Origin of the sequence: Longispora albida DSM 44784, from assembly GCF_000379825.1 — a bacterium.
Classification (GTDB): Bacteria; Actinomycetota; Actinomycetes; order Mycobacteriales; family Micromonosporaceae; genus Longispora; species Longispora albida.
This window is the reverse complement of the sequence record NZ_KB903836.1, coordinates 303,599-326,436: the sequence shown is the minus strand read 5'-3', so window position 1 is coordinate 326,436 and position 22,838 is coordinate 303,599. Positions and strand designations below refer to the sequence as shown.

Sequence of the window (22,838 nt, the reverse complement as noted above, 5' to 3'; positions counted from 1 at the left end):
AGCCATGATCGGGGCATGACCGATTCCTGGCTTCTCGACGAACTGGCCCACGCCGGGCCCGAGCACCTCGACCCGGAGTTCGTGGCCGGCTACGACCGCAAGCAGGGATACCCGGACCCTGCCCCGGACATCGCCGAGTTCCAGGCACACGGGCTCGGGCCGGGCTCGGCCGTCGTGGACCTCGCCGCCGGTACCGGGCAGTTCGCGCTGGCCGCCCGCAAGGTGTTCGGCCACGTGACAGCCGTCGACGTGTCGCCGGTGATGGTGGAGTACCTGCGCGCGCAGGACCCGGGGCTGACTGCCGTCCGCGCCGGGTTCCTCAGCTACGAGCCGGAGCAGGTGGCCGACGGCGTCTACACTCGAAACGCGCTCCACCAGGTACCCGACTTCTGGAAGGCCATCGCGCTGCACCGCATCGCCGGGATGCTCCGGCCGGGCGGCGTGCTGCGGGTCCGCGACCTGATCTACGACTTCACGCCCGGCGAGGCGCCGGCCGTGTTCCAGCGCTGGTTCGCGGGGGCGTCGAAGGACCCGGCGGCCGGGTACACCGCTGAGGACTACATCGAGCACATCCGCACCGAGCACAGCACCTTCCGGTGGCTGTTCGAGCCGATGCTGGAGGCGGCGGGCTTCGAGATCGTGTCCGTGGAGTACACGATGCGGGCTTTCGGGGCCTACACCTGCCTCAAGCGGTCCTGACTAGGCCGGCGGGCCGAGGACGACCTGGTCGAAGGCATGCCCGGCGTACGCGGCTGTGTCGCCGTCGAGGAACGGCGTGCTGACTGTGGCTGTGGTGATCTCATCGGCCCACTTCTCCAGCTCGCCGGCCACACCGGGTCCGGCGTCGCGGCCGTGGACAGCGGCCAGCGCGACGGCTGAGGCCCAGCGGACCAGCGGCGAGCCGCCGGAAGGCAGCCCGGCTGCGGGGGCCTCACCCAGCAGGCCGAGCGCCACGATCGCAGTGGCCGCAGCGGACTCGTCCGGGTCGGCGGTCAGCGCTCGCAGCGCGGGCACGGAGCCCTCGGCCGCCTCCGGGAACCAGGCCAGCAGATTCGCCGCCAGGGCACGGACCGGCGGGGCCGGGTCAGCCAGGAGCGCCCGGACCTGCGGGAGGCCGGCGGCGACGGCGTCGTAACACTCCAGGCCCTCGTAGGCGTACAGGGACTCGGATTCCTCTTCGGACAGTGACTCGTGGTGCTGGTACACCGCGTCGCCGTAGTCGTCATCGGACCCGTAGTCACGGGCCTGCGGCACGGCTGCCATCAAGCGGGCCCCGCCCTCAGCCTTCGCGCGCAGCTCGGCAACAGGGAAAGGCTCCGGCAGCCACGCCTCCTCGTACCCGATCGCGATCGAGGCGAGCAGCACGATCAGCTCCGCCCGGCACTCGCAGCCGGGCCACGCGAGGACCTCCAGCAGGAACGGCACGGCGTGCGGCGTGGCCTCGTACCGGGTGCCCTGGTGGAAGATGTTGCCGTTCAGCTCCCAGATCGCCCGGTCACGGACCTTCTGCTCCGCCGACAGCAGCGCACGGATCTGCACGGGCACGTCGCCCGCCGAGCCGTACGCGTGCTGCAACCCGGCCCAGTCAACGTCATCGAGCCCGCGAAGCATCCCGTCTGCCATGCCCGGCATCGTGCCACAGGGGTACGACACGGGTGGTGTGGTTCATGCGAGGGGGATGCCTTCGCGGGTGAGGTGGGCGGTCATGGCTGTCCACAGTGCCTCGGGGAATGACGGGCCGCAGAGGCGGCGGGCCAGGGGTTCGAAGGCCGAGGCGCAGGCCAGGTGCACGGCGAGGGCCGATTCGCGGGTCGCGGCGATCGGGGGAAGGTTCTCGAGTACCTGACGGGGCAGCAGCGCGTACCTCCGACCGGCCCCGCCCCGGTCCGGCACGGCGATGTCCTCGGTCATGAGCTGGATGAGGTACTGGCGCAGCAGGTTCGAGCCCGAAGCGGCGAGCACGTAGTCGCCACGGTGCAGGATCATCGGCAGCAGCCCGAGTACGCGGATGAACTCGCCGGTCAGCTCGGCCACCCGGCGCGGGTCCGGCATCAGGTCCGGCGCGTCGCCGGAGAGCTGGGCGTGCAGGTCAGCCCGGTCGAGCAGGGGCTTGAGGCCGGCGCTGCCGCGCCCGGGTACCGAAGAAGGATCTGAGACCGAGATGTCGAACCGCAACCACTGCGGGGTGACATGGGCGAACACCGGGGCGAAACCGACCCGCTTCGTCAGCACCACCTCGACCGCCGAGGCGCAGCGCTCGGGCCACGTGGCCAGGAACGCGTCCACGTCCGTGCTGACCACCCACAGGTCGACATCGCTGTACTGGTCGTCGTCGCCCCGGCCACGGCTGCCGGCCAGCCACACCCCGAGGACGGTCTCGTCGGCGGCCAGGACGTCGGCGAGCGTGCTGATCAGGCTTTCGGGCATGCCCGGTTCTAACACGCCAGCGCCGGAGCCCGCAGGCCCCGGCGCTGGCGTGAGCAGTACTTCGTTACTTGGCCGTGCCGCGCGCGGCGTCGAACTTGGCCGCGACGTCCGCCCAGTTCACGATCTTCCAGAGCTGGTCGACGTAGTCGGGGCGCACGTTCTTGTACTGCAGGTAGTACGCGTGCTCCCAGGCGTCGAAGACCAGGATCGGGGTCGTGCCGACGCCCACGTTGCCGTGGTGGTCGTAGACCTGGGTGACCTGGAGACGGCCGGACAGCGGCTCGTAGCCGAGCACGCCCCAGCCGGAGCCCTGCACCAGCTTGGTGGCGCTGGACAGCTGGGCCTGGAGCGCCTCGAACGAGCCGAAGTACTCGTCGATCGCGGCGGCCAGTTCACCCTCGGGGCGCTCGCCGCCCTCCGGGGACAGGTTCTCCCAGAAGATCGAGTGGAGGACGTGACCGGACACGTTGAACGCGAGGGTCTTCTCCAGGCCGACGATGCCGGCGTAGTTGCCCTTGTCCCGGGCCTCGGCGAGCGCGTCGAGCGTCGCGTTGGAACCGGCGACGTAGGCCGCGTGGTGCTTGCTGTGGTGCAGCTCGAGGATCTGGCCGCTCATGGCCGGCTCGAGTGCGCCGTAGTCGTAGGGCAGATCAGGCAGGGTGTAGACAGTCATGTCGTGCTACCTCCGGTGACGAGTCCGTGGTCAGCGCGGTGCACCAGGAGGAACGCCGGCGTGTGGGCGGACGCCTGCTGTCCGGATGCACCCGCACGAAGCGCCATGCTACCCCTAGTGACGGGACGCGACAGTGGCCCGGGTCGCGGCCTAGACTCTCGTCTATGGAGTTCCGGGATGTCGTGCGGCGGCGGCGGATGGTGCGGGCCTACGACCCCTCCCGGCCGGTACCACAGGAGACAGTCGAGCGGATCGCCCGCCACGCCCAGCGCGCGCCCTCGGCCGGCTATTCGCAGGGCTGGGGGTTCCTGTTCCTGACGGAGCAGGCTGATCGCGACAGGTTCTGGGCGGCGACGGATCTCGACCCCTCCGACCCGAACGCCGGTACCGCAGCGGCGGCCGGCCTCGCCGAGTGGCGGGCCGGGATGATGACCGCGCCGCTGATCGTCGTCGCGCACTCCTGCAAGGACGTGTACCTCGACCGGTACGCGCGGGACGACAAGGGCTGGTCGGACCGGGCTGAGGACCGCTGGCCGGTGCCGTACTGGGACGTGGACACCGGCATGGCCGCCCTCCTCGTCCTCCTGACCGCCGTCGACGAGGGGCTCGGGGCCTGCCTGTTCGGCATCATGCCCGGCGAGATCCCCCGGTACCGGGCGGAGTTCGGCGTGCCGGACTCCTACACCCCGGTCGGCGCGATCACCGTCGGCTACCCGGCGCCCTCCGATGCCCGTCTGACACCCGAACGGAAAGCCTCGTTCCAGGAGCGCAAGCGGCCGGTGGAGGACGTTGTCCACTATGGGCAGTGGAAGACCGCTCGGGAGTAGCCGTACCGTCCCGCCGCTGCCGGAATCCACCCCTCCGCGTGGATGGTGAACCCTCAGAGGTCCGCTCGGTCGAGGCGGTGTTCGAGGGTGCCGAGGGCCTGTTCGGCGCGGGTGCGGACGTCGGGGTCCGGGTCGGACAGGAGGGCGTGCAGGCCGGGGGCGTGCTCGGACTCGCCGGTGACGGCCAGCGCGCGGCAGGCGGCGGCGCGGACCCGGGGTACGGGATCAGCGAGCAGGCCGGCCAGGGTTTCGGCGGCTTCGCCCAGTTCGCGCCGGGCGGCGACCTTCGCGGCCATCTCGCGCACCCGCCACTGTGGATCGCCGAGCGCCGCGACGACGGCGGGGGCTGCGGGCTCGTCCCAGACGTAGAGCAGGGCACGGGCCGCCCAGACGCGGGGCCAGTCGCCTTCCTTCGTCGTACCGGCCTCGACGGCGCGGCCGTGCAGGCCCCCGATGACCACGGTCAGCTCGGCGTCTTCCGTCCCGTGGAGGATCGCGGCGCACCGGGCGGCCACTTCCTGCCTGCCCCACCGGCTGGCTGCGAGGCGGGCGTTGTCGGCCGGTGCGCTGTTCATGCGGCCCATCCTGCCAGGCTGGCGCCGGCCGGCGGGTACCCGTTCAGCCGTCGAGTGCTGGCTGGCGGGCTGGGCGGCCGAGGATGCCCCAGGCGGCGCCGGCCAGGACGATCGCCCCGCCGAGCAGCTGCACCGCGTTCAGCGTGGACCCGAGGAACAGCCAGGCGGCGAGGATGCCGATGACCGGTTCGGCCATGCTCAGGATCGAGGCGCGGGTCGGGCCGAGGCTGCGCATGCCGGCGAAGAAGCAGCCGATCGCCAGCACCGTGGCCAGGAACGACACCGCGAGGACGTCCGCCCAGCTGGCCAGCCCGAACCCGAGATCGAGGTCGCCACGGCCCAGCCCGAGCCCGGCGAAGACGACGGCAGAGACCAGCGCGACGTACGCGGTGGTCTCCAGCGGCGGGATCGCGGCGGCGAGCTTGTTGCCAGCCAGGATGTACGCCGCGTAGACGACAGCGGCCCCGGCGGCGCAGCCGATACCGAGCAGGCTCGCGCCGCCGGGCTTGCCGACCACGAGCACCATGCCCGCCATCGACACGGCGACCGCCCCGAGCAGCCGGTCGCGGCCGGAGAGGGCGACGAAGGCCGGGTAGAGGTACAGCAGGAGGACGGCGAGGGCTGGCGACACGTGCTTGAGCGCGGTGAAGTAGCCGAGGGCCACCATCGCGTACAGGACGCCGAGAAGGGCCAGGCCGGCCAGCTCGCGGGCGGTGCGGCGGGGCAGGGTGCCGCGCAGGGCGAGGTACGCGAAAAGGGCCGCCGCGGCCAGGCCGAAACGCAGGAACAGCAGGGACGGCACGCTGATCCCCGCGTCGTAGGCGCGCGTGGCGAACAGCGGGGCGAGGCCGAAGCCTGCCGCCGACAGCAGGACCAGGGCCGAACCCCAGGCGGCGGAGGGCCGGGCGGTTGGCATGCCGGGACGATACCTGGCCTTGCCCCGGTGGGCGGAACCCGTTTACCGTGGAATTCAACAGGTGATGAATTCTGCCGGCTCTGGAGGGATCATGGACCCTGCCATCACGATCACCGATCTGGCCGTCGACCGGGGCGGGCGTCCCGTCCTGCACGGCCTGAGCACCACCATCCAGCGGGGCAGCATCACCGGCCTGCTCGGCCCGAGCGGCAGCGGCAAGACCACGCTCATGCGGTGCGTGGTCGGGGTGCAGCGGGTCAGGTCGGGTGCGGTCACCGTGCTGGGCGAGCCCGCCGGTTCGCCGGCTCTGCGCCGCAAGGTCGGCTACCTCACCCAGGCCCCCAGCGTGTACGCCGACCTGACCGTCATGGAGAACGCGCGGTACTTCGCCAGCCTCTACGGCGTCCCGGCCGCCGAAGCGGCAGCGGCGGTCCGCGACGTTGGCCTCGGCCAGGCGGCCGGACAGCTCGTTGGCAGCCTGTCCGGCGGGCAGCACGCCCGGGCCTCGCTGGCCTGCTGCCTGGTCAGCAGCCCCGAGCTGCTGGTCCTCGACGAGCCGACCGTCGGGCAGGACCCGGTGCTGCGCGACGAGCTGTGGGGGCGGTTCAGGGCGATGGCGGCCGCCGGTACGACGCTGCTGGTCTCCAGCCATGTCATGGACGAGGCTGGCCGGTGTGACCGGCTGCTGCTGATCCGGGAGGGCCGGCTCATCGCCGACGACACGGTGGCCGCTGTGCGGGCCGCCGCCGGTACGGACGACCTGGAGGAAGCGTTCCTCCGGCTCATCAAGGCCCAGGAGGTGGCGGCATGAACCCCCGGATCACTCTCAGTACCGCCGGGCGGGTGCTCCGCCAGCTCCGGCACGACCACCGCACCGTCGGGCTCGTGCTCGTGGTGCCCGCGGTGCTGCTCACCCTGATCAAGTACCTGTTCGAGGCGCAGCCGGCGGTCTTCCAGGGCGTCGGCCTGATCATGCTCGGCGTGTTCCCGTTCATCCTGATGTTCCTGGTCACGAGCGTGGCGATGCTCCGCGAGCGCACCTCCGGCACCCTCGAACGGCTGCTGACCACGCCACTCGGCAAGCTCGACCTGCTGCTCGGCTACGGGCTGGCCTTCGCGGTCGCCGCCGCGCTCCAGGCCGCGGTCAGCACGCTCTTCGCGTACTTCGCCCTCGGCCTCGACCCGCGCGGCAGCCTCGCGCTGGTCATCGCGATCGCCGTGGTCAACGCGCTGCTGGGCATGGCGCTCGGCCTGTTCGCGAGTACCTTCGCCCGCAACGAGTTCCAGGCTGTGCAGTTCATGCCGGTGTTCGCGCTGCCACAGCTGCTGCTGTGCGGGCTGTTCGTGTCCCGTGACCAGATGGCCGGGTGGCTCCAGGCGATCAGCGACGCACTCCCCCTGACGTACGCTGTCGAAGCGCTGCAGGAGGTCGGCACGCAAGCCGAGCCGACCGGTACGTTGTGGCGGGACGTGTCCATCGTGGGGGGTGCCGTGGTGCTCGCGCTGATCCTGGGCGCCGCGACCCTGCGCAGGCGCAGCGGCTGACCGGCACATGGGTATCCGCAAGGGACGGCGGCCGGGCAGCCCGGACACCCGGGCAGCGATCCTGGCCGCAGCCAGGGACGCCTTCGCCGAACGAGGCTTCGACCGGGCCTCGATCCGGCAGATCGCCGCGTCGGCTGGTGTGGACCCCGCGCTGGTACACCATTATTTCGGCACGAAGGACGAGCTGTTCCTGGCCGCGGTGCAGGCACCGGCCGACCCGCGTGAGCTGCTGCCGCAGGTGCTGGCCGGCGACCGGGAGCAGCTCGGTGAGCGGCTCGTCCGGATGTTCCTCGGCGTGTGGGACTCCCCCGCCGGGCCCGCCGCGGCCGGGATCCTCCGCGCGGCCGTCAGCCACGAGTGGTCGGCCCGGCTGATCCGGGAGTTCCTGGTCAGCCAGGTCCTGCGCCGGGTCGCCGCCGAGCTGGACGTGCCGGACAGCGACCGGCGGGTCGCGCTGGTCGCCTCGCAGCTGATGGGGCTGGCGATGGCCAGGTACATCATCAAGCTCGAGCCGCTCGCCAGCGCGGAGCCGGCCTGGATCGTCGCGGCCGTCGGCCCGGCACTCCAGCGCTATTTCACCGGTGAGCTGCCTGACCTGCCTACGATGGGCTGATGTTGATCTTTGCGCACATCAGCGACACGCATCTCGACGGCGGTGAGCGCGCCGCCGCGCGCACCCGCGCCGTGACGGGCTACCTGGCGCATCTCGCCGCGCCGATCGACGCTGTCCTGGTCACCGGGGACATCGCGGACCACGGGCTGGCCGAGGAGTACAAGGAGGCGCGGGAGGCGCTGGAGCTGCCGTATCCGGTCATGATCCTGCCGGGCAACCACGACAACCGGGAGGAGTTCCAGAACTGGTTCGGCCCGGTCAACGTGGTGCGGGAGGTGGATGGCGCGCGGTTCCTGCTCTGCGACTCGACCATCCCTGGCCGCGACGACGGCTACCTGCCGGACGAGACACTGGCCTGGATCGACGCCGAGCTCGCCGCCAGTGACGCGCCGTCCTTCGTGTGCTTCCACCACCCGCCGGTCATGCTGCACAACACCCTGGTCGACTCACTGCGGCAGACGGGCGAAGAACGACTTTCCGCCGTACTGGCCAAGCACGCCCACCTCACCGCCGTCCTCTGCGGGCACGCGCACACCGCGGCGGTCAGCACCTTCGCCGGCAAGCCGATGCTGGTCGGCGGCGGGGTGGTGTCCACACTGCTGCTGCCGTGGGAGACCGGCGAGCACATCACGCTGGACGACCCGCCGGTCATCGCGTTCCACGTGCTCGACGACGCGAACCGGCTGACGACCCACTACCGGATCGTCCGCTAGGAACGGTTCGGGCAGCCGTCGTAGTGGTTGGGGAAGAACCCGCCCCGGACGCCGGGCGGCCTGAACGACTCACCGCTACCGGTGTAGGTGGACGGGATCGCGCCGTTGCCCTCGCCGTAGAACCACAGCCGGTCGCACTGGGAGCCGCCGGGGATGTTCATCGTCATCGTGACCTGGGGCTGCTGGTGGCTGAGCGCTGAGGCTCCCGACGCGTACAGGTGCTTCACGCCTGCCGTGTCGATGGTGTAGGTCGCCCAGTACACGCGGACCTGCGCGCCGGGGCAGAGCTGGTAGGGCGGGCCGGTGTTGATCGCGACGCTGGCGGTCACCACGCCGAACGTGTCGCCGGGCCGGAAGGTCACCTGCCCGGTCGTGGAGCACCCGGCCGGCTGGGGCTGCGGCTGCTTGAGCGTCGCCAGGGTCTTCGGCGGGCGCGGCGGGACCGGCGTCGTCTTCCGTGGCGCCTCGGGAACGGGCGACGGCACGCTCTCCGGCGAAGGCGAAGGCGAAGGCGCAGGTGTGGGCGACGGCGAGGGCGACTCGGACGGCGACGGTGCCGGCGTGGTCACCTCCGGGGTAGCCACAGCGGACGCCGCGGCCGGGGCCATCCGGGCCTCGCCCGGCTCGCCGGCGGTCAGCACGGCCAGCGTCCCCGTGACGCCAGCCGTCAGCGCGACGGCGGCGGCGAGGACGAGAAGGATGAGCGGCTTGCGGGCACGGCGATTCACGACGACTCCGGTGACGAGGGTGGGCGCCAGTCTAAACGAGCCCGGTACACGGATGTGATCTGGGAAACGGAGGCCTTGACCGAATCTCATTCGGCCTTGGTAGGTTCTGGGTGAACAGCATCTCGGACAGGAGCTTCTGATGGCCGACGTCACCCCCGCACAGTTCGAACTCCTCGACGACCGGTTCACCGGCATCAACGGTGACTACGTCGTCGAGCGGCTGTGGACCGGCGCCCGCAAGACCGAGGGCCCGGTGTACTTCCCGGCAGGCCGCTACCTGGTCTTCAGCGACATCCCCAACGACCGGCTGATGCGCTGGGACGAGACGACCGGCGCGACCGGCGTGTTCCGGGCCGGCTCTGGCTACGCGAACGGCGGCACCATCGACCGGCAGGGCCGCCTCATCAGCTGCGAGCAGGGCAACCGCCGCGTCACCCGCACCGAGCACGACGGCACGGTCACCGTCCTCGCCGACCGGTGGGAGGGCAAGCGGCTCAACAGCCCCAACGACGTGGTGGTCCGGGCCGACGGCTCGATCTGGTTCACCGACCCGCCGTACGGGATCCTCACCGACTACGAGGGCAACCAGGGCGAAAGCGAGATCGGCGCGTCCTACGTGTACCGGATCGACCCGCACACCGGCGCGGTCACCGTCGTCGCCGAGGACTTCCAGCGGCCCAACGGGCTGGCCTTCTCCCCCGACGAGAAGAAGCTCTACATCGCCGACACCCGGGGCGAGCCCAGCCACATCCGCGTCTTCGACGTGCAGGACGACGGCACGCTGACCGGCGGGAAGATCCACGCGCTGTGCACCTTCGGCCGGTTCGACGGGCTGCGCGTGGACGCAGCCGGGCGGATCTGGGCCGCGACGTGGGAGGGCGTGCACGTCTTCGCACCGGACGGCGACCTGATCGGCAAGCTGCTCATGCCGGAGTCGGTGTCCAACCTGACCTTCGGCGGCCCGAAGCGCAACCAGCTCTACATCACGGCCGCCACCTCGCTGTACACCCTGCGCGTCACGGTCAACGGCGCACAGTACCCGGCCTGACCAGCCACAATGGTGTGATGAGCACCGGCACGGCCGCGGGCGCGACGGCCTGGGACAAGCCGCACCTGCCCGAGCACCGGGTGGCGGCCAGCCTGGCGATCCTCGTCATGATCGCCTGCCAGGTGGCGCTGAACGACAGCCTGACCTTCCGGCCGTGGTGGCTGCTGCCGGGGATCGAGTCCGCGCTGTTCCTCGCGCTGTTCTGGGCCAACCCGGCGCGGATCACCCGGGAGTCCCGGGTGATCCGCTGGCTGAGCCTGGCCCTGGTGTGCGTCGCGAGCCTGGTCACCGCGTTCGCCGCGTTCAAGCTGGTCTGGCAGATCGCGACCGGGCGCGCCGAGAGCGACCCGCCGATGCTGCTGCTCAACGGCGGCGGGATCTGGCTGACCAATGTGGTGGTCTTCGCCCTGTGGTACTGGGAACTCGACCGGGGCGGCCCCGCCGCACGGTCCAAGGGCCGCTGCCCGGACCCCGACTTCCTCTTCCCGCAGATGACGGCACCGAAGCTCGCCGGGCCCGGCTGGCACCCGCAGTTCCTCGACTACCTGTACGTGTCGTTCACCAACGCGACCGCGTTCAGCCCGACGGACACGATGCCGCTGAGCCGGTGGGCGAAGATGGCCATGATGCTCCAGTCGGGAGTCTCGCTGGTCACGGCGGCCCTGGTGATCGCACGGGCGATCAACATCCTCAGATAGCCCTGCGGGTCACAGTGTTGCCGGGCGCGTTGCTGGTGTCGCTGATCGTCTCTGGAGCCGGACCCTTGTAGACGACAGTGTTGCCGCCGCCGCCCCTGACGAAGCGGACCTCGGCCAGCTGGTCGGCGCTGATGGTGTTGACCGAGCCGGACACGACCAGCTTCAGGCAGTTGCCTTTGAGGGTGATCGTCCCCGCGCTGGCCTCTACCGTCACGTTCTGGCCAGTGCAGTCGAAGGACTCGACGACCCCGGTACCGGAGACGACCATGTCCGGTGGCGTTGCGCCTCCCCGGGCTGGCGCCGGCCCGGCCGGGGCTGTGCTCTGGATGGCCGACGGCGCCGGGGCCTGCGCGTTCTCGCGCTCGATAGTCGCCGTGCATCCGGCGGTGGCGGTCAGGGCGGCCGTGGTGACGGCGAAGAACAGCGCGGCCTTGCGCATCTCGTTCACTCCTCAGTGGATCGGTGTGCTCGCGACTGAGCCTAGGCAGCCGGTGTGGCACGGCTATCGCAGCGATGTACCAGGTTCGCGACACGCCTCAGACAGGCAGCCGCAGCCGCGCGACGGTACCCTCGCCGGGCCGGCTGCGCAGGTCATACGTACCGCCGTGCCGGGCGGCGACCGCCCGCACCAATGCGAGGCCCAGCCCGCTGCCCGGCACGTCGAGTGCGGTGCTGCCCCGGGCCAGTTCCTCCCAGACGAGGCCGGTCTCGGCTGCGGGGATGCCCCGGCCGGTGTCGGCGACCTCGATGACGATGTGCTGGTCCTGTTCGGAGGCGCGCAGGGCGATCTGCCCGTCCGGCGCGCTGTACTTGACGGCGTTGTCTGCGAGGTTGCAGATCGCGAGGTCCAGCAGGTCCGGGTCACCCGGTACCGGCGGCAGCGGCCACGGCACCTCCGGCACGGTGACGGTGACCGAGGCGGCGCCCTTGTCCTCGCAGTACGCCGCGGCGTCGCGGAGGAGGGTCGCGACGTCCACCGGTACCCGCTCGGCGGGCGCCTCGGAGATGTCCGCGAGCTTGCGCAGGTCACCGACGAGGCGGGACAGCCGCATCGCCTGGGCGTCGACGGCACGGGCCGCCTCGCCCCCGCCGAGGTTGGCCAGGCCCGCGCGGATCGCGGTGAGCGGGTTCTTGAGCTCGTGGTCGAGGCGGCGCAGGAACAGCCGGTGCTCGTGCCGCGCGGCCTCGGCTGCCTCGGCTCTGGCGCGGGCCAGCGAGCGCCTGACCGCCAGCCGGGCGGCGTACGCGCCGGCGAGACCGAGGGTCACGAGCCCGGCGAGGAAGGCCGGCGAGACCCGGAAGACGACGCGCAGGTCGCCGGCCAGCACGGCGGCGAGCAGGGTCGCGAGCAGCCCGGTACCCAGCACGACGCCGGCCGCCAGCGCCCGCCGCCTCACGGGACCACCACGACGGCCGGCAGGAAGCGGTACCCCTGGCCGGGGATCGTCTCGATCCACTGCGGGGCGCCGGGGTCGCAGGCCAGTGCCCGGCGCAGCTCGGCGATCCGGTTGTCGACGGCACGGGTACCGCTCATCGCGTCCCAGCCCCACACCACTTCCAGGAGCCGCTCGCGGGACAGCAGCTCGTCGGGATGGGTGACCAGGTAGTCGAGCAGCAGTGCGGCTTTCGGGGTGAGCCGCAGTTCCCGTTCTCCCAGCCAGGCCCGCCTGGCCACCCGGTCCAGGCGCAGCTGCCCGGCGCGGAGCTGCCCGGCGGCGCCGAGGGCCGGCAGGCCACGCCGGGAGCGGCGCAGCACGGCCCGCAGCCGCGCGATCAGCTCGTACGGGTCGAACGGCTTGTTGAGGTAGTCGTCGGCGCCCTCCTCCAGGGCCATCGCCCGCTCGGTCGAGCCGCCGACCTGGGTGAGCAGCAGGACGGGGCTGGCCACGCCCGCGCGGCGCAGGCGGCGCAGGACCTCGCGGCCGTCGAGCCTGGGCATCAGCACGTCCAGCACGATCAGGTCGGGATGGCTGTCCTGCGCGATGCCGAGCGCGGCCTCGCCGTCGGCCGCGACCAGGACGGTGAACCCGGAGCGTTCCAGCAGCGGGGCGAGCTGCCCGGTGATGGCCTGGTCGTCGTCGGCGAGCAGGACGACGGGTGCTGGCCCGGTCATCCCCGCGTGGTGCCGTCGGCGGGCTGGCGGGCCGGTGAGAGCCAGTACGCGCAGTACAGCGCGGTCGAGGTCACCACGGTGATCAGCGCCCCGGGCACGGCCATGACCACCCCGGTCACAGGCGCGTCGAACAGCGAGCGGCCGCCGAACCCGCTGATCGCCATCGTCGCCAGGGCCCCGAGGCCCACCACGAGCAGCACGTACCCGGCGGTCGGCAGGCGCCAGAGCAGCTGCCAGGACCGCCGGATGCCCTTGCCTTCCAGCAGTACGGCCATGGGCAGCATCGCGGTCACGATCGCCAGGAGCCACTGGAGCGGGCCGAGCACCACAGCCCAGCCAGACATCAGGAACCGCAGGTAGAGGTCGATGTCGACGAACTTGAGCAGCGTGACGAACCCGGCCAGCTTCATCACCAGAAACCACCCGGCGAGCCGCACCATCCGGCCGGGGCGCGGGCGCAGCGCCGCCGGGAACCCGGCACCTTCAAGGATGGCGAGCGTGGCCGACCAGGTCCACGCGCTGGCCAGTGCCGTGCCGGCGAGGGCGGTCACCGTCGCGGCGATGCCCTCCGCCGGGTTGCGCAGGTAGAGCGCGAGCGGGATGTACGCGAGGGCTGACAGCACGTCGCCGGCCAGGACGACCAGCAGCAGCCGCCACCAGTGATGGCCCAGCCCGTCAGCGACGAGGCTGGTCCACGCCGGGCGCGGCTGGAGGGGCGGGGCCGGGGTGTCTCGTGCGGTCACCGCGTGACCCTAGCCCGAGGCGGGCACGTCCCGCACATCCCCAGGCCCCGTGGTCACGCCGGTACGTGGCGGGCCAGGAAGTCGAGCTGGAGCCTGGCCTGGGCGATCCGCTCGGCGACGACGAAGCTGGAGTGGCCGGCGTCGAACCGGTACACCTCGTGCGGCTTGCCGAGGGCCGCCAGGCGGTTCACGTAGTTCTCCACGTTGCGGATCGGGCAGCGCGGGTCGTTGAGCCCGGCCGTGATCAGCACCGGGGCTGCCACGTTGTCCACGTAGGTCATCGGGGACGAGCGGGCGTACACCTCGGGGATCTCGTCCGGCGAGCCCCCGAACAGTGCCCGGTCGTACTCGCGCACCGGCTCCATCTCGTCCTCGTAGAGCGCGACGGTGTCGCCGATCGGCACGAGGGCCAGGCCGGCGGCCCAGCGTTCCGGCTGGGTACCGAGGCCGAGCAGCGTCAGGTACCCGCCCCACGACGCCCCGCCGATCACGCACCGGGCCGGGTCGGCGATGCCCTGGGCCACCGCCCAGTCGTACACGGCAGCCGTGTCCTCCAGCTCCGGGTGGCCCGGATTGCCGACCAGCGCGTCACGCCACGCGAGCCCGTACCCGTGGGAGCCCCGGTAGTTGACGTGGATGACGCAGTACCCGGCGTCGACGAAAGCCGCGCGCATCGGCGAGTACATGTCCACGTCCTGGGCGTCGGGCCCGCCGTGCAGGTAGAAGACGGCCGGGTGGGGGCCTTCGCCTGCCGGCCGGGCGATCAGGGCGTGGACGTCGCCGACCCAGGCGTCCTCGAGGGGTACGGAGGGCGGCGCCTCGACGCCGAGCAGGACCGTGCCGTCGAGGCGGCGGATCGTCGGGGCGTGCTCGGCGGAGGTCCACTTGAGTTCCACCCCGCCGTCGCGCTGGGCCGCTGCGCCGAGGACGTAGCCGGGCGGGCTGTCCAGCCGGGTGAGGGTACTGGTGCCGAGGTCGTAGCGGTACAGCTCGTGGCGGGCGTGGTAGGCGTGGAGGACGAGCAGCGCGGAGGCGTCCGGGTACCACTTGGCGGTCACCTCACCGGCCAGCCCGAGCGTCACCGGGGTCTCCGCGCCGGTCAGCGGGTCCCAGATGAGCGGTTCCGGCCGGCCGTCGCGGTCGTGGCTGAGCAGGAGCCGATGGCCACCGGGCTCGAAGCCGGTACCGGAGACGCGCAGGCCCAGTCCCGGCCCGTCCCACAGTTCACCGGCCACGCTGCCGTCGGGGCGCAGGACGCGGACGGCACGCCGGCGGGCGTCGGAGTATTCCGAGTGCTCGATCGCGATCAGGGACTCGTCGTCGGAGAGGGCCGCGACGCTCGCGTCGGTCTTCGCCGAGTACACGATGGATTGTCCCGCGTGGATCGTCACGCCTTCCCCGGTCGAGCAGCCGGCGACCGCCAGCGTGCGGCCGATGGCGAGCCCGGCGGGCCACGCGGGCTCCGACATGCGCTCCTGAGCGCCCCCGCCGAAGGGCTCGCGCAGCCACACGCCGCGCTCGTCGCCGTCCGGGTCGGAGAACCACCACACGTACGCGCCGTCCGGGCTGACCGCGCACAGCACTGTGCCCTGGTCGTGGCGGGTGACCTGGCGGTGGGTGCCGCTGAGCCTGTCCCAGGCGTACACCTGGATCGCTCCGGTGACCGTCGACGTGTAGACGGCCCGGTGGGGCAGGTCGCGGGCCTGCTGCGGGAAGGAGAACGACGGCACCCGGAAACGCTGTGTCCAGTCCTGCATCCGCCCAGACTCGCAGATCCCGCCATTCTGCGCATCCCCGCCCGGCGTGGCGGGCACGATGGGAGGCATGCGGCACTGGCGTGAGCAGGTCAGAGGGGCATTCTGGCCGCTGCCGCTGTTCCTGCTGCTGGTCGGCGTCGCGTTGCCGAGCCTGACCGACTGGCTGGACTACGAGCTGGCCCTGCCACCGTCGCTCGTGGACGGCACGCCGCTCAGCGACGAGTCGAACCGGGCCGTCACCAGCGCCGTCACGGCCGCGATGCTGAGCTTCGTCGGCGTCGTGTTCTCCATGTCGCTCGTCGGGTTGCAGCTCGCGGCGAGCCAGATGTCGCCGCGCGTGCTGCGGATCTTCGCCCGGCTGACCATCACGAAGGTCACGCTGGGCGTCTTCCTGGCCACCTTCGTCTACTCGCTGACGGTGCTCGGCACGATCGGGGAGTACAAGGACGCCGAAGGCAACTCGTTCGTGCCGCTGACCTCGCTGCTCATGACGTGGGTCCTGCTGTTCGGCAGCCTGGTCCTGTTCGTGTTCTACGTGAACACCGTCCTGCGGCTCATGCGGGCCACCTACGTGATCGAGGCGGTGGCGAGCGAGGCACGGGCGGTGCTCAACGAGTGGTACCCGGTCGCGGCCGGCGAGCCACTGCCGGAACGCGGCCAGCCCGACTTCGTGCTCGCGGCCACCGAAGCGTCGGTCCTCACAGCGGTCCAGCACCGCCGGCTGGTGCGGGTGGCTGCCCGCTCCGGCACAGTGCTTCATCTTGTACCCAGAATCGGCGACTTCGTCGCCCGGGGCGCACCCCTCTTCCTCGTCTACGGACCGGCCCGCCCGTGGGCGGCCTACGAGGCACTCCACTGGGGCCGCGAGCGCACCGTGGCCGACGACCCCTCGTACTCGCTGCGCCTGCTCGTCGACATCGCGATCCGCGCGCTCTCCCCCGCCGTCAACGACCCGACCACTGCCGTCCAGGCCATCGACCGGCTCGTGGACCTGATGGTCGACATCGGTGCCCGCCCGGCGGCCGCAGGCGTGCACCACGACCGCAAGGGCGTGGCCCGCGTCGTCATCGAGGTACCGGGCTTCGCCGACCTGCTCCGGCTGGCCTTCACCGAGATCCGGCTGTACGGGGCCGGCTCCCCGCAGATCAGCCGCCGGCTCCTCGCCGGGCTCGACGACCTGGCGGCTGTGCTCCCCGAGGAGCTGCTGCCGGAGGTGCGGGCCCAGCGCGAGATGCTGACCGGGGCTGTCCGCCGCCTCGTACCGGACAGCCGGGAGCAGGCGATCGCGCTGACACCGGACAGACAGGGCCTCGGCTGAGCGCTACGGTTGCCCGTCATGGGGAACTTGGGGAACGACCAGCTGGTGGACATCCGCACCCGTGGCCAGGACGCGTCCAACGCCGAGAACATGGCCGGGCTGCTGGAGATGGAGGCGGAGCTGCGCCTCGACACGGAGTTCTGGCCCGGGATCTGGGCGCCGATGTGCGCGCTGGCGGCCAGCAAGCAGGGAGACGGCCGGGCACGGGCCTTCCTCGACGAGGCGGTCAGCGGTGGCTTCGCGCAGCCGGAGCTGTTCGGCACGGACATGGCCGACGCGTTCGGCAGTGACCCGGAGTGGCCGGCACTGCTCGCCGCGATGGCCGCGAACCTGCGCCCGTCCCCCGTGACCCTGCTGAGCTGGCCAGCCATCACCCCGGCCGCGCCGCTCGCCCTCTTCCGGCTCCCGGAGGAACGCGAGGCGATGCTCCGTGAGCGGCTTCCCGCGCCGGAGGCCAGCGCCTGGGAGACGGCGGTGCGGCTGCTGCACTGGGTCACGACGTGCTGGAAGCACACCAACGAGCACGAGCCCTCCGACGACGCCGTGAAGATCCTGGAACGCGTCGACGAGGGAGCCCGGTTCGCCTGCGTCGAGTACTCGACCGTGCTGAGCCAGGCCCTCAACGCCTCCGGCATCCCGGCCCGCCGGGTGGCGCTCCGGCAGCACGGCTACCACGCCGGGCTGGGCCGTGGCCACGTCGTCTCCGAGGCCTGGATCGACGACCTCGGCAAGTGGGTCGTCCTCGACGGCCAGAACGGCCTCTACTGGCACACGGAGGACGGCACGCCGCTGGGCCTGCCCGAGCTGCTCGACCTGGAGACCCGCCCGCCGTTCACGTACCTGGCGGAGGAGACCACCGAGAAGGACGCCGCCCTGTGGTGGTCCTACTTCCAGACCGGCTCCAACGGCACCAGCTGGGGTACCCCTGGGCACTTCGTGCCCGTCTTCCAGGGCATGCCGATGTCGGTCCGTGAGCTGGTGACCGACCGGGCACTGTCCTACCCGGACCTCTCGGAGCTGGCCATCGGCACGGCGGACCGGGACGGGCGGGTCGCGATCACGATGCGGGCCGCGCACCCGTTCGCGGCCGGGTTCACCGTGGACGGCGCCGAGGCGGGCTCCGAGTTCGTGCTGCCGCTCCCGCCGCCCGGCGAGCACGAGGTACGGCTCGCGGTCGTGACACCGTACGGGTCCCTCACCGCGCACACCCTCCGGTACGCGACGGCCTGATCAGGTGGGTGAGCCGGCCGCGGCCCCCGTGGCGAGGTCGGCTCCCCAGCGGGCCAGCGCGGCGTCGAGGTCGAGCTGGCGGCTGCGGGCCTCGCGGTCCCAGTCCCCGGCCGGCACCCGCCACATCACCTCGAACTCGATGCCGTCGGGGTCCTTGGCGTAGATCGAGGTGGCGACGATGTGGTCGGAGGCCCCGACGATCGCCCCGCGCTCCGACAGCCGCTCCGCGACGGACAGCAGCTCGCCGAGCGTGCCGACCTCCCAGGCCAGGTGGTACAGGCCGGTCTGGCCCCTGCGGGGCGCGCCGGCGTCCGGGCCGACGCTGAAGAGCCCGAGATCGTGGTCGTTGGCGCTGCCGGCCGCCTTGAGGAAGACCGCTCCGGGATGCGCCGCCGAGACCTCGAAGCCGAGGGTCTCCCGGTAGAACTCGGACGATACCTCAGCATCACGGACATAGAGCACAGCGTGGTTGAGCCTGCGCACAGTCATGGTCACTCCCTTGGTTGACGCATCAACTATGCCACTAGGATGGGGACCATGACCACCTGGCTCAGCCCGGACCAGCTCCGCGACTGGCGCTCCTTCATCACCCTGGCCGAGATGCTGGAGGCCGGCCTGGCCCGCGACCTCGCGCCCTCCGGCCTGTCGTACCCGGACTACGTCGTCCTCGTCGTGCTCTCCGAGGCCCCGGAGCACCGGCTGCGGATGCAGGACCTCGGCACGGCGCTGTCGTGGTCGAAGAGCCGGCTGTCGCACCAGATCCGCCGGATGTCCGGGCGGGGGCTGGCCCGCCGCGAGGAGTGCTCCGGCGACGCGCGCGGCGTGTACGCCGTCCTCACCCCGGAAGGCCTGGCCGCGATCAAGGCGGCGGCTCCCGCGCACGTCGAGAGCGTCCGCCGCATGGTCGTCGACGTCCTCACCCCCGCGGAGCTGGCCACCCTCGGCACCCTGGCCCGCAAGCTCCAGTCGCGGATGTGAGGGCGATCCGCTATCTTGAACGCGTTCAACTGAACGTGTTCAAGGTGCGGGGGCGAAGATGAAGATCGTGATTCCGGGCGGTACCGGCCAGGTCGGCCGGCTCCTCGGCCGCGCCCTCACCGGGGCCGGTCACGAGGTCACCATCCTCACGAGGCGGCCACGGGGCCCGCGTGAGGTGGCATGGGACGGCGCGACCCTGGGGCCGTGGGCCGCGGAGCTCGACGGCTGCGACGCCGTGATCAACCTGGCCGGCCGGAGCGTGAGCTGCCGGTACACCAAGGAGAACCTCCAGGAGATGATGGACTCCCGGGTGGACTCCACGCGCGCCGTCGGGCAGGCCATCGCCGCCGCCAGCCGGCCACCCCGGGTGTGGCTCCAGATGAGCACCGCGACGATCTACGCGCACCGGTACGACACCGCCAACGACGAGGCCACCGGCGTCATCGGCGGCACGGAACCCGGCGTGCCCGGCTACTGGGGCTACAGCATCGACATCGCCAAGGCCTGGGAACGCGAGCAGGAACTCGCCCCGGTACCCGGTACCCGGAAGGTCGCCCTGCGCTCAGCGATGGTGATGAGCGCCGATCGGGCCGGCGTCTTCGACTACCTGCTGTGGATGGTGCGGCTCGGGCTCGGCGGGCCGGTCGCCGGCGGGCGGCAGTACGTGTCGTGGATCCACGAGCGCGACTTCGTGGCGGCGGTACTGTTCCTGCTCGGGCGGGAGGACATCACCGGCCCGGTCAACCTGGCCTCCCCCGGCCCGCTGCCGCAGCGCGAGTTCATGCGGGCGCTGCGCGGCGCGTGGGGCGTGCCGGCCGGGCTGCCCGCGACCCGGATGATGGCCGAGATCGGGGCGTTCGCACTGCGGACCGACACGGAGCTGCTGCTCAAGAGCCGCCGCGTCGTACCGGGCCTGCTGCTCGGCGCCGGGTTCTCGTTCGAGTTCACGGAGTGGGCGGATGCGGCCCGGGACCTGGCGGGGCAGGTACGAGCAAGGGGGAAGAAGTGAAGCGGTTCGTCCTCACCGGCACGCCGGGAGCTGGCAAGACGACGATCCTCGGCGGGCTGGCCGGGCTCGGGTACACGGTCGTCGCCGAGGCGGCCACCGACGTCATCGCGGCCAGCCGGCGGCGGGGCGAGAAGCTGGACGGGCCGGACCTGATCGACGAGATCGTGGCCTGCCAGCGGGAACGGCAGGCCGGCGCCGCCGGGAGCGTGCAGTTCTTCGACCGGTCGCCCGTGTGCACGTACGCACTGAGCGTCTACGCCGGCCGCCCGCCGTCAGCGGCCCTGGAGGCCGAGCTAGACCGCATCCAGCGCGAGGAGGTCTACGAGCGCCGCGTCTTCTTCGTCCGCACCCTCGGCCACGTCGAGCGCACAGCCGTACGCCGGATCACCCTCCCTGAGGCGCTGAGGTTCGAGCGGATCCACCAGGAGGTGTACGAGGCGCTCGGCTACGAGCTGGCCGAGATCCCGCCCGGCCCGGTGGCCGGGCGGCTGGCGCTGATCACGAGCCAGGTGTAGTCAGCCCGAGCAGCGCCCGGACGTCGGCGTGGAAGCGCCCGGCCGCCGCGAAGCACTCGGGCGCGTCGGTCGTCAGGTAGCCGTGCTGTAGGCCGGGTTCGCGGCGCGCGATCGTGCGGACACCGGCGCTGGCGAGGCGGGCGGCGTACAGCTCGCCCTCGTCGCGGAGCGGGTCGTGCTCGGCGGTGACCACAAGGGACGGTGGCAGCCCGGCCAGGTCCGCCGCGAACAGCGGGCTGACCTCCGGCGAGGACCGCAGGGCCGGATCCGGTACCCAGTTGCCGGCGAACCACTCCAGGTCCGCAGCGCTCAGGTCGCAGCCGGTGAGCGCGATGCTCGGCTGGCTCAGGGTGAGATCGGTGTTCGGATAGCACAGGAACTGCCCGGCGAGCCGGCCCCGCAGCCGGAGCGCGACGAGGGCCGCGAGGGTGCCGCCGGCGCTGTCCCCCGCCACCGACACCGACGGGTACCTGCCGAGCGCCCACTCGGCCGCCCCGAGCGCGTCGTCGAAAGCCGCCGGGTACGGGTGCTCGGGCGCCAGCCGGTAGTCCACGGACAGGACGGCCAGCCCGGTACCCGCCGCGAGCCGCCGGCACGCCGCGTCGTGGGTGTCCACGCTGCCGATCGTCCAGCCGCCGCCGTGCAGGTACACGACGCAGGCCGGGGACTGTGGCTGGTAGAGGCGCGCTGGTGCGGGTACACGATGGTGTTCGGTCTTCATGGCAGGGCCCGGAGTCCGGGCAGCGGCCCGCAGCCTTCCCGCCTCGCGGATCTCAGCAAGATCATCCACCCCGGCGAGGTTACGGCACCACGCCCTGGCCGTAGACTCGGGCACAGCATGGACGACATCGATCGCGCGCTGGTCGCGCTGTTGCAGCAGGACGCCACCCGGGCATACGCGGCGCTCGGGCAGGCCGTCGGGTTGTCGGCTGGCGCCGCGCACGACCGGGTGCGCAAGCTCCGCGAGCGGGGCGTGATCCGGCGGACCACAGTGGACGCCGACCCGGCGGCGCTCGGACGCGGGGTCCTGGCCTACGTGATGGTCGAGGCGAGCTCGTGGATGGGCGACTCGGCCGCCGCGTTCGCGGCCCTGCCGGAGATCCAGGAGGCGCACGTGATCGCCGGATCGGCCTCGGTGCTGGTCAAGGTGCGGACGGGCAGCACGGAAGCCCTGCAGGGAGTCCTGCGCCGGATCTACGAGATCGACGGCGTGACCGGCACCAGCGCCACCGTCGTGCTGGAGACGTTCTTCGAGCGGCCGGTGGACCCGGGTGCCCCGAGCCCACCGGACGGCACGTCAGGCGTTTGACGTGTAGGTCGTGAAGGCCATGTTGTCGGCGAGCGTGCCCACGTTGCTGAAACAGATCACCTTGGCCTGCACACCCGACGGGGCGAACGGCGTCCACACGCTCTCCAGGTTGCACCAGTGGCCGTAGGTGCCGGCCAGGGCCGTGACCTGCATGTGGGTGCGGCCACCCCAGACCCCCGGATACATCATCGTGTACTTGCCGGGCGGCACGGCCACGAACGTGTTCGGCGGGGCGATCGGGTTGTAGTTGCTGCCCGCCGGAGCCCCGGCCAGCGTGGTCTCGTACGCGAACCGGTTCGACCCGGGCAGCACACCCGTCACAGCCCGCTTGTGGTGGTACGACAGCGTCCACCACGTGTCGGTGAGGGCACCGTTCGGGTTGGTGCACGAGACGAGCACCGAGTAGTCGGGCCCGCTGTAGAACCAGTTGTCTATCTTGCACCGGCGGGGCAGGTCGTTCACGTGCTGCGCGGTGGCCTGCCAGTCACCGTTGTAGGTCGCCAGCCCGCCGCTGAGCCCGGCGAACCTCGCCTCGTACCGGCCGGTCCCGATGTGCGTGACCGTCACGGCTCCGGAAGCTGAGTTGTAGGCGTCGATGATGGAGCCCGCGAAGTCCGAGTGGACGTAGGCGTGCGCGCCGGCCCCGGCCGGGCCGGAGCTGCGCATGTAGGACACCGTGAACTTCGACGGATCGGGCGACGGGCCCTTGAAGCACAGCACGGTCACGACTTTCGAGGTGCCGCTGTCGGCCCAGTTCTCGATCTCGCAGTACCTGCCGTTGTCGTTGACGGCGGTGACGTGGACGACGCCACGGCTGTCGGCCCCCGACGAGCAGGGCAGGACCACCGCGTACTTGCCCGGCGTGACCATCGTGATCGTCGCCCAGGACAGCGGGCACGCCGTCTTGAACGTGCCCCACTGGTAGGCGGTGTTCATGGTGCTGCCGGGAGCCGGGGCGAGGGTGTCGTTGTAGGCGAAGGCCCACACGTCGGGCACGGCCGCCTGGGCCGGCATGCTGGCGGTGAGCAGGGCTGTCAAGGTCAGCGCGAGGGCTGCGGCGGATGCCAGCAGCCTGCGGAGATATGCGTGCATGGGCGGTCTCC

Annotated in this window: 28 protein-coding genes; 14 read left to right on the top strand and 14 right to left on the bottom strand. The window is 71.8% G+C overall.

The window, feature by feature from the left end; translation table 11 throughout:
• The first annotated feature begins 15 nt into the window (after positions 1-15).
• Complete coding sequence (locus A3G1_RS0127495) at positions 16-699, top strand: class I SAM-dependent methyltransferase (protein ID WP_018352723.1); 684 nt, start codon at positions 16-18, stop codon at positions 697-699.
• Here the strand turns inward: A3G1_RS0127495 and A3G1_RS37145 are convergent, their stop codons facing one another.
• From A3G1_RS37145 to A3G1_RS0127480, 3 genes are all read right to left on the bottom strand, one after another.
• Positions 700-1,623 carry a HEAT repeat domain-containing protein gene (locus A3G1_RS37145; RefSeq protein ID WP_157641434.1) on the bottom strand — a complete coding sequence of 308 codons (924 nt, stop codon included), beginning with the start codon at positions 1,621-1,623 and terminating at the stop codon, positions 700-702.
• A gap of 42 nt (positions 1,624-1,665) precedes the next feature.
• Entirely contained in the window at positions 1,666-2,427 is a 762-nt protein-coding gene (locus tag A3G1_RS0127485) for a nucleotidyltransferase domain-containing protein (protein ID WP_018352721.1), read from the bottom strand.
• Positions 2,428-2,491: 64 nt separating this feature from the next.
• Entirely contained in the window at positions 2,492-3,100 is a 609-nt protein-coding gene (locus tag A3G1_RS0127480; RefSeq protein ID WP_018352720.1) for a superoxide dismutase, read from the bottom strand.
• A 164-nt stretch (positions 3,101-3,264) separates the two neighbouring features.
• Here A3G1_RS0127480 and A3G1_RS0127475 point away from each other — a divergent pair, with 164 nt between their 5' ends.
• On the top strand, positions 3,265-3,927 hold the full coding sequence (locus A3G1_RS0127475; RefSeq protein ID WP_026212580.1) for a nitroreductase family protein: 663 nt from the start codon (positions 3,265-3,267) through the stop codon (positions 3,925-3,927).
• Positions 3,928-3,980: 53 nt separating this feature from the next.
• On the opposite strand, the gene A3G1_RS0127470 is transcribed toward A3G1_RS0127475, so the two are convergent.
• Both A3G1_RS0127470 and A3G1_RS37140 read right to left on the bottom strand, forming a co-directional pair.
• Positions 3,981-4,502: a HEAT repeat domain-containing protein gene (locus A3G1_RS0127470; protein ID WP_018352718.1), complete on the bottom strand. Its 522-nt coding sequence runs from the start codon at positions 4,500-4,502 to the stop codon at positions 3,981-3,983.
• A 43-nt stretch (positions 4,503-4,545) separates the two neighbouring features.
• Positions 4,546-5,418: an EamA family transporter gene (locus A3G1_RS37140; protein ID WP_018352717.1), complete on the bottom strand. Its 873-nt coding sequence runs from the start codon at positions 5,416-5,418 to the stop codon at positions 4,546-4,548.
• 91 nt (positions 5,419-5,509) lie between these two features.
• Between A3G1_RS37140 and A3G1_RS0127460 the strand changes: the two genes are divergently transcribed.
• The 4 genes from A3G1_RS0127460 to A3G1_RS0127445 are packed head-to-tail and all read left to right on the top strand — an operon-like array spanning position 5,510 to position 8,289.
• Complete coding sequence (locus tag A3G1_RS0127460; RefSeq protein ID WP_018352716.1) at positions 5,510-6,229, top strand: ABC transporter ATP-binding protein; 720 nt, start codon at positions 5,510-5,512, stop codon at positions 6,227-6,229.
• Positions 6,226-6,963 (top strand): ABC transporter permease, encoded by a 738-nt coding sequence (locus A3G1_RS0127455; RefSeq protein WP_018352715.1) that lies wholly within the window; start codon positions 6,226-6,228, stop codon positions 6,961-6,963. The genes A3G1_RS0127460 and A3G1_RS0127455 overlap by 4 nt, the downstream gene beginning before the upstream one ends.
• Positions 6,964-6,970: 7 nt before the next feature.
• On the top strand, positions 6,971-7,576 hold the full coding sequence (locus A3G1_RS0127450) for a TetR/AcrR family transcriptional regulator (RefSeq protein WP_018352714.1): 606 nt from the start codon (positions 6,971-6,973) through the stop codon (positions 7,574-7,576).
• The gene (locus tag A3G1_RS0127445; RefSeq protein WP_018352713.1) at positions 7,576-8,289 is read left to right on the top strand and encodes a metallophosphoesterase; all 714 of its coding nucleotides are present in this window, start codon (positions 7,576-7,578) and stop codon (positions 8,287-8,289) included. Before A3G1_RS0127450 ends, A3G1_RS0127445 begins: the two co-directional genes overlap by 1 nt.
• Here A3G1_RS0127445 and A3G1_RS40910 read toward each other — a convergent pair.
• On the bottom strand, positions 8,286-9,017 hold the full coding sequence (locus tag A3G1_RS40910) for a hypothetical protein (protein ID WP_026212579.1): 732 nt from the start codon (positions 9,015-9,017) through the stop codon (positions 8,286-8,288). The two genes, A3G1_RS0127445 and A3G1_RS40910, sit on opposite strands and share 4 nt — an antisense overlap.
• Positions 9,018-9,156: 139 nt before the next feature.
• Between A3G1_RS40910 and A3G1_RS0127435 the strand changes: the two genes are divergently transcribed.
• Positions 9,157-10,065, top strand: coding sequence for an SMP-30/gluconolactonase/LRE family protein (locus A3G1_RS0127435; protein ID WP_018352712.1), 909 nt, complete (start codon positions 9,157-9,159; stop codon positions 10,063-10,065).
• Positions 10,066-10,082: 17 nt separating this feature from the next.
• Entirely contained in the window at positions 10,083-10,763 is a 681-nt protein-coding gene (locus tag A3G1_RS0127430) for a DUF1345 domain-containing protein (RefSeq protein WP_018352711.1), read from the top strand.
• On the opposite strand, the gene A3G1_RS0127425 is transcribed toward A3G1_RS0127430, so the two are convergent.
• The 5 genes from A3G1_RS0127425 to A3G1_RS0127405 form a co-directional block, all read right to left on the bottom strand.
• A complete protein-coding gene (locus A3G1_RS0127425) occupies positions 10,756-11,202 on the bottom strand; it encodes a DUF3060 domain-containing protein (protein ID WP_018352710.1) in 447 nt (148 codons plus the stop codon). The genes A3G1_RS0127430 and A3G1_RS0127425 overlap by 8 nt on opposite strands.
• Before the next feature lie 97 nt (positions 11,203-11,299).
• A complete protein-coding gene (locus tag A3G1_RS0127420) occupies positions 11,300-12,160 on the bottom strand; it encodes a sensor histidine kinase (RefSeq protein ID WP_018352709.1) in 861 nt (286 codons plus the stop codon).
• Positions 12,157-12,876: a response regulator transcription factor gene (locus tag A3G1_RS0127415; protein ID WP_018352708.1), complete on the bottom strand. Its 720-nt coding sequence runs from the start codon at positions 12,874-12,876 to the stop codon at positions 12,157-12,159. Before A3G1_RS0127415 ends, A3G1_RS0127420 begins: the two co-directional genes overlap by 4 nt.
• Positions 12,873-13,619 carry a hypothetical protein gene (locus A3G1_RS0127410; RefSeq protein WP_018352707.1) on the bottom strand — a complete coding sequence of 249 codons (747 nt, stop codon included), beginning with the start codon at positions 13,617-13,619 and terminating at the stop codon, positions 12,873-12,875. Before A3G1_RS0127410 ends, A3G1_RS0127415 begins: the two co-directional genes overlap by 4 nt.
• 53 nt (positions 13,620-13,672) lie before the next feature.
• On the bottom strand, positions 13,673-15,376 hold the full coding sequence (locus A3G1_RS0127405; protein WP_018352706.1) for a S9 family peptidase: 1,704 nt from the start codon (positions 15,374-15,376) through the stop codon (positions 13,673-13,675).
• A gap of 67 nt (positions 15,377-15,443) precedes the next feature.
• Between A3G1_RS0127405 and A3G1_RS0127400 the strand changes: the two genes are divergently transcribed.
• The gene (locus tag A3G1_RS0127400) at positions 15,444-16,694 is read left to right on the top strand and encodes a DUF2254 domain-containing protein (RefSeq protein WP_018352705.1); all 1,251 of its coding nucleotides are present in this window, start codon (positions 15,444-15,446) and stop codon (positions 16,692-16,694) included.
• 18 nt (positions 16,695-16,712) lie between these two features.
• The gene (locus A3G1_RS0127395; protein WP_018352704.1) at positions 16,713-17,924 is read left to right on the top strand and encodes a transglutaminase-like domain-containing protein; all 1,212 of its coding nucleotides are present in this window, start codon (positions 16,713-16,715) and stop codon (positions 17,922-17,924) included.
• Here the strand turns inward: A3G1_RS0127395 and A3G1_RS0127390 are convergent, their stop codons facing one another.
• Entirely contained in the window at positions 17,925-18,413 is a 489-nt protein-coding gene (locus A3G1_RS0127390; RefSeq protein WP_026212575.1) for a VOC family protein, read from the bottom strand.
• 48 nt (positions 18,414-18,461) lie between these two features.
• Here A3G1_RS0127390 and A3G1_RS0127385 point away from each other — a divergent pair, with 48 nt between their 5' ends.
• From A3G1_RS0127385 to A3G1_RS0127375, 3 genes are read left to right on the top strand one after another with little or no spacing between them, the layout of a single operon-like run.
• The gene (locus A3G1_RS0127385) at positions 18,462-18,902 is read left to right on the top strand and encodes a MarR family winged helix-turn-helix transcriptional regulator (protein WP_018352702.1); all 441 of its coding nucleotides are present in this window, start codon (positions 18,462-18,464) and stop codon (positions 18,900-18,902) included.
• A 58-nt stretch (positions 18,903-18,960) separates the two neighbouring features.
• On the top strand, positions 18,961-19,911 hold the full coding sequence (locus A3G1_RS0127380; RefSeq protein WP_018352701.1) for a TIGR01777 family oxidoreductase: 951 nt from the start codon (positions 18,961-18,963) through the stop codon (positions 19,909-19,911).
• On the top strand, positions 19,908-20,426 hold the full coding sequence (locus A3G1_RS0127375; protein WP_018352700.1) for an ATP/GTP-binding protein: 519 nt from the start codon (positions 19,908-19,910) through the stop codon (positions 20,424-20,426). Before A3G1_RS0127380 ends, A3G1_RS0127375 begins: the two co-directional genes overlap by 4 nt.
• On the opposite strand, the gene A3G1_RS37135 is transcribed toward A3G1_RS0127375, so the two are convergent.
• Positions 20,410-21,216 (bottom strand): alpha/beta hydrolase, encoded by an 807-nt coding sequence (locus A3G1_RS37135; RefSeq protein WP_211216391.1) that lies wholly within the window; start codon positions 21,214-21,216, stop codon positions 20,410-20,412. The two genes, A3G1_RS0127375 and A3G1_RS37135, sit on opposite strands and share 17 nt — an antisense overlap.
• A 48-nt stretch (positions 21,217-21,264) precedes the next feature.
• Here A3G1_RS37135 and A3G1_RS0127365 point away from each other — a divergent pair, with 48 nt between their 5' ends.
• Positions 21,265-21,735 carry an Lrp/AsnC family transcriptional regulator gene (locus A3G1_RS0127365; protein WP_018352698.1) on the top strand — a complete coding sequence of 157 codons (471 nt, stop codon included), beginning with the start codon at positions 21,265-21,267 and terminating at the stop codon, positions 21,733-21,735.
• Here A3G1_RS0127365 and A3G1_RS0127360 read toward each other — a convergent pair.
• Complete coding sequence (locus A3G1_RS0127360) at positions 21,724-22,827, bottom strand: hypothetical protein (protein ID WP_018352697.1); 1,104 nt, start codon at positions 22,825-22,827, stop codon at positions 21,724-21,726. The genes A3G1_RS0127365 and A3G1_RS0127360 overlap by 12 nt on opposite strands.
• Positions 22,828-22,838 lie beyond the last annotated feature (11 nt).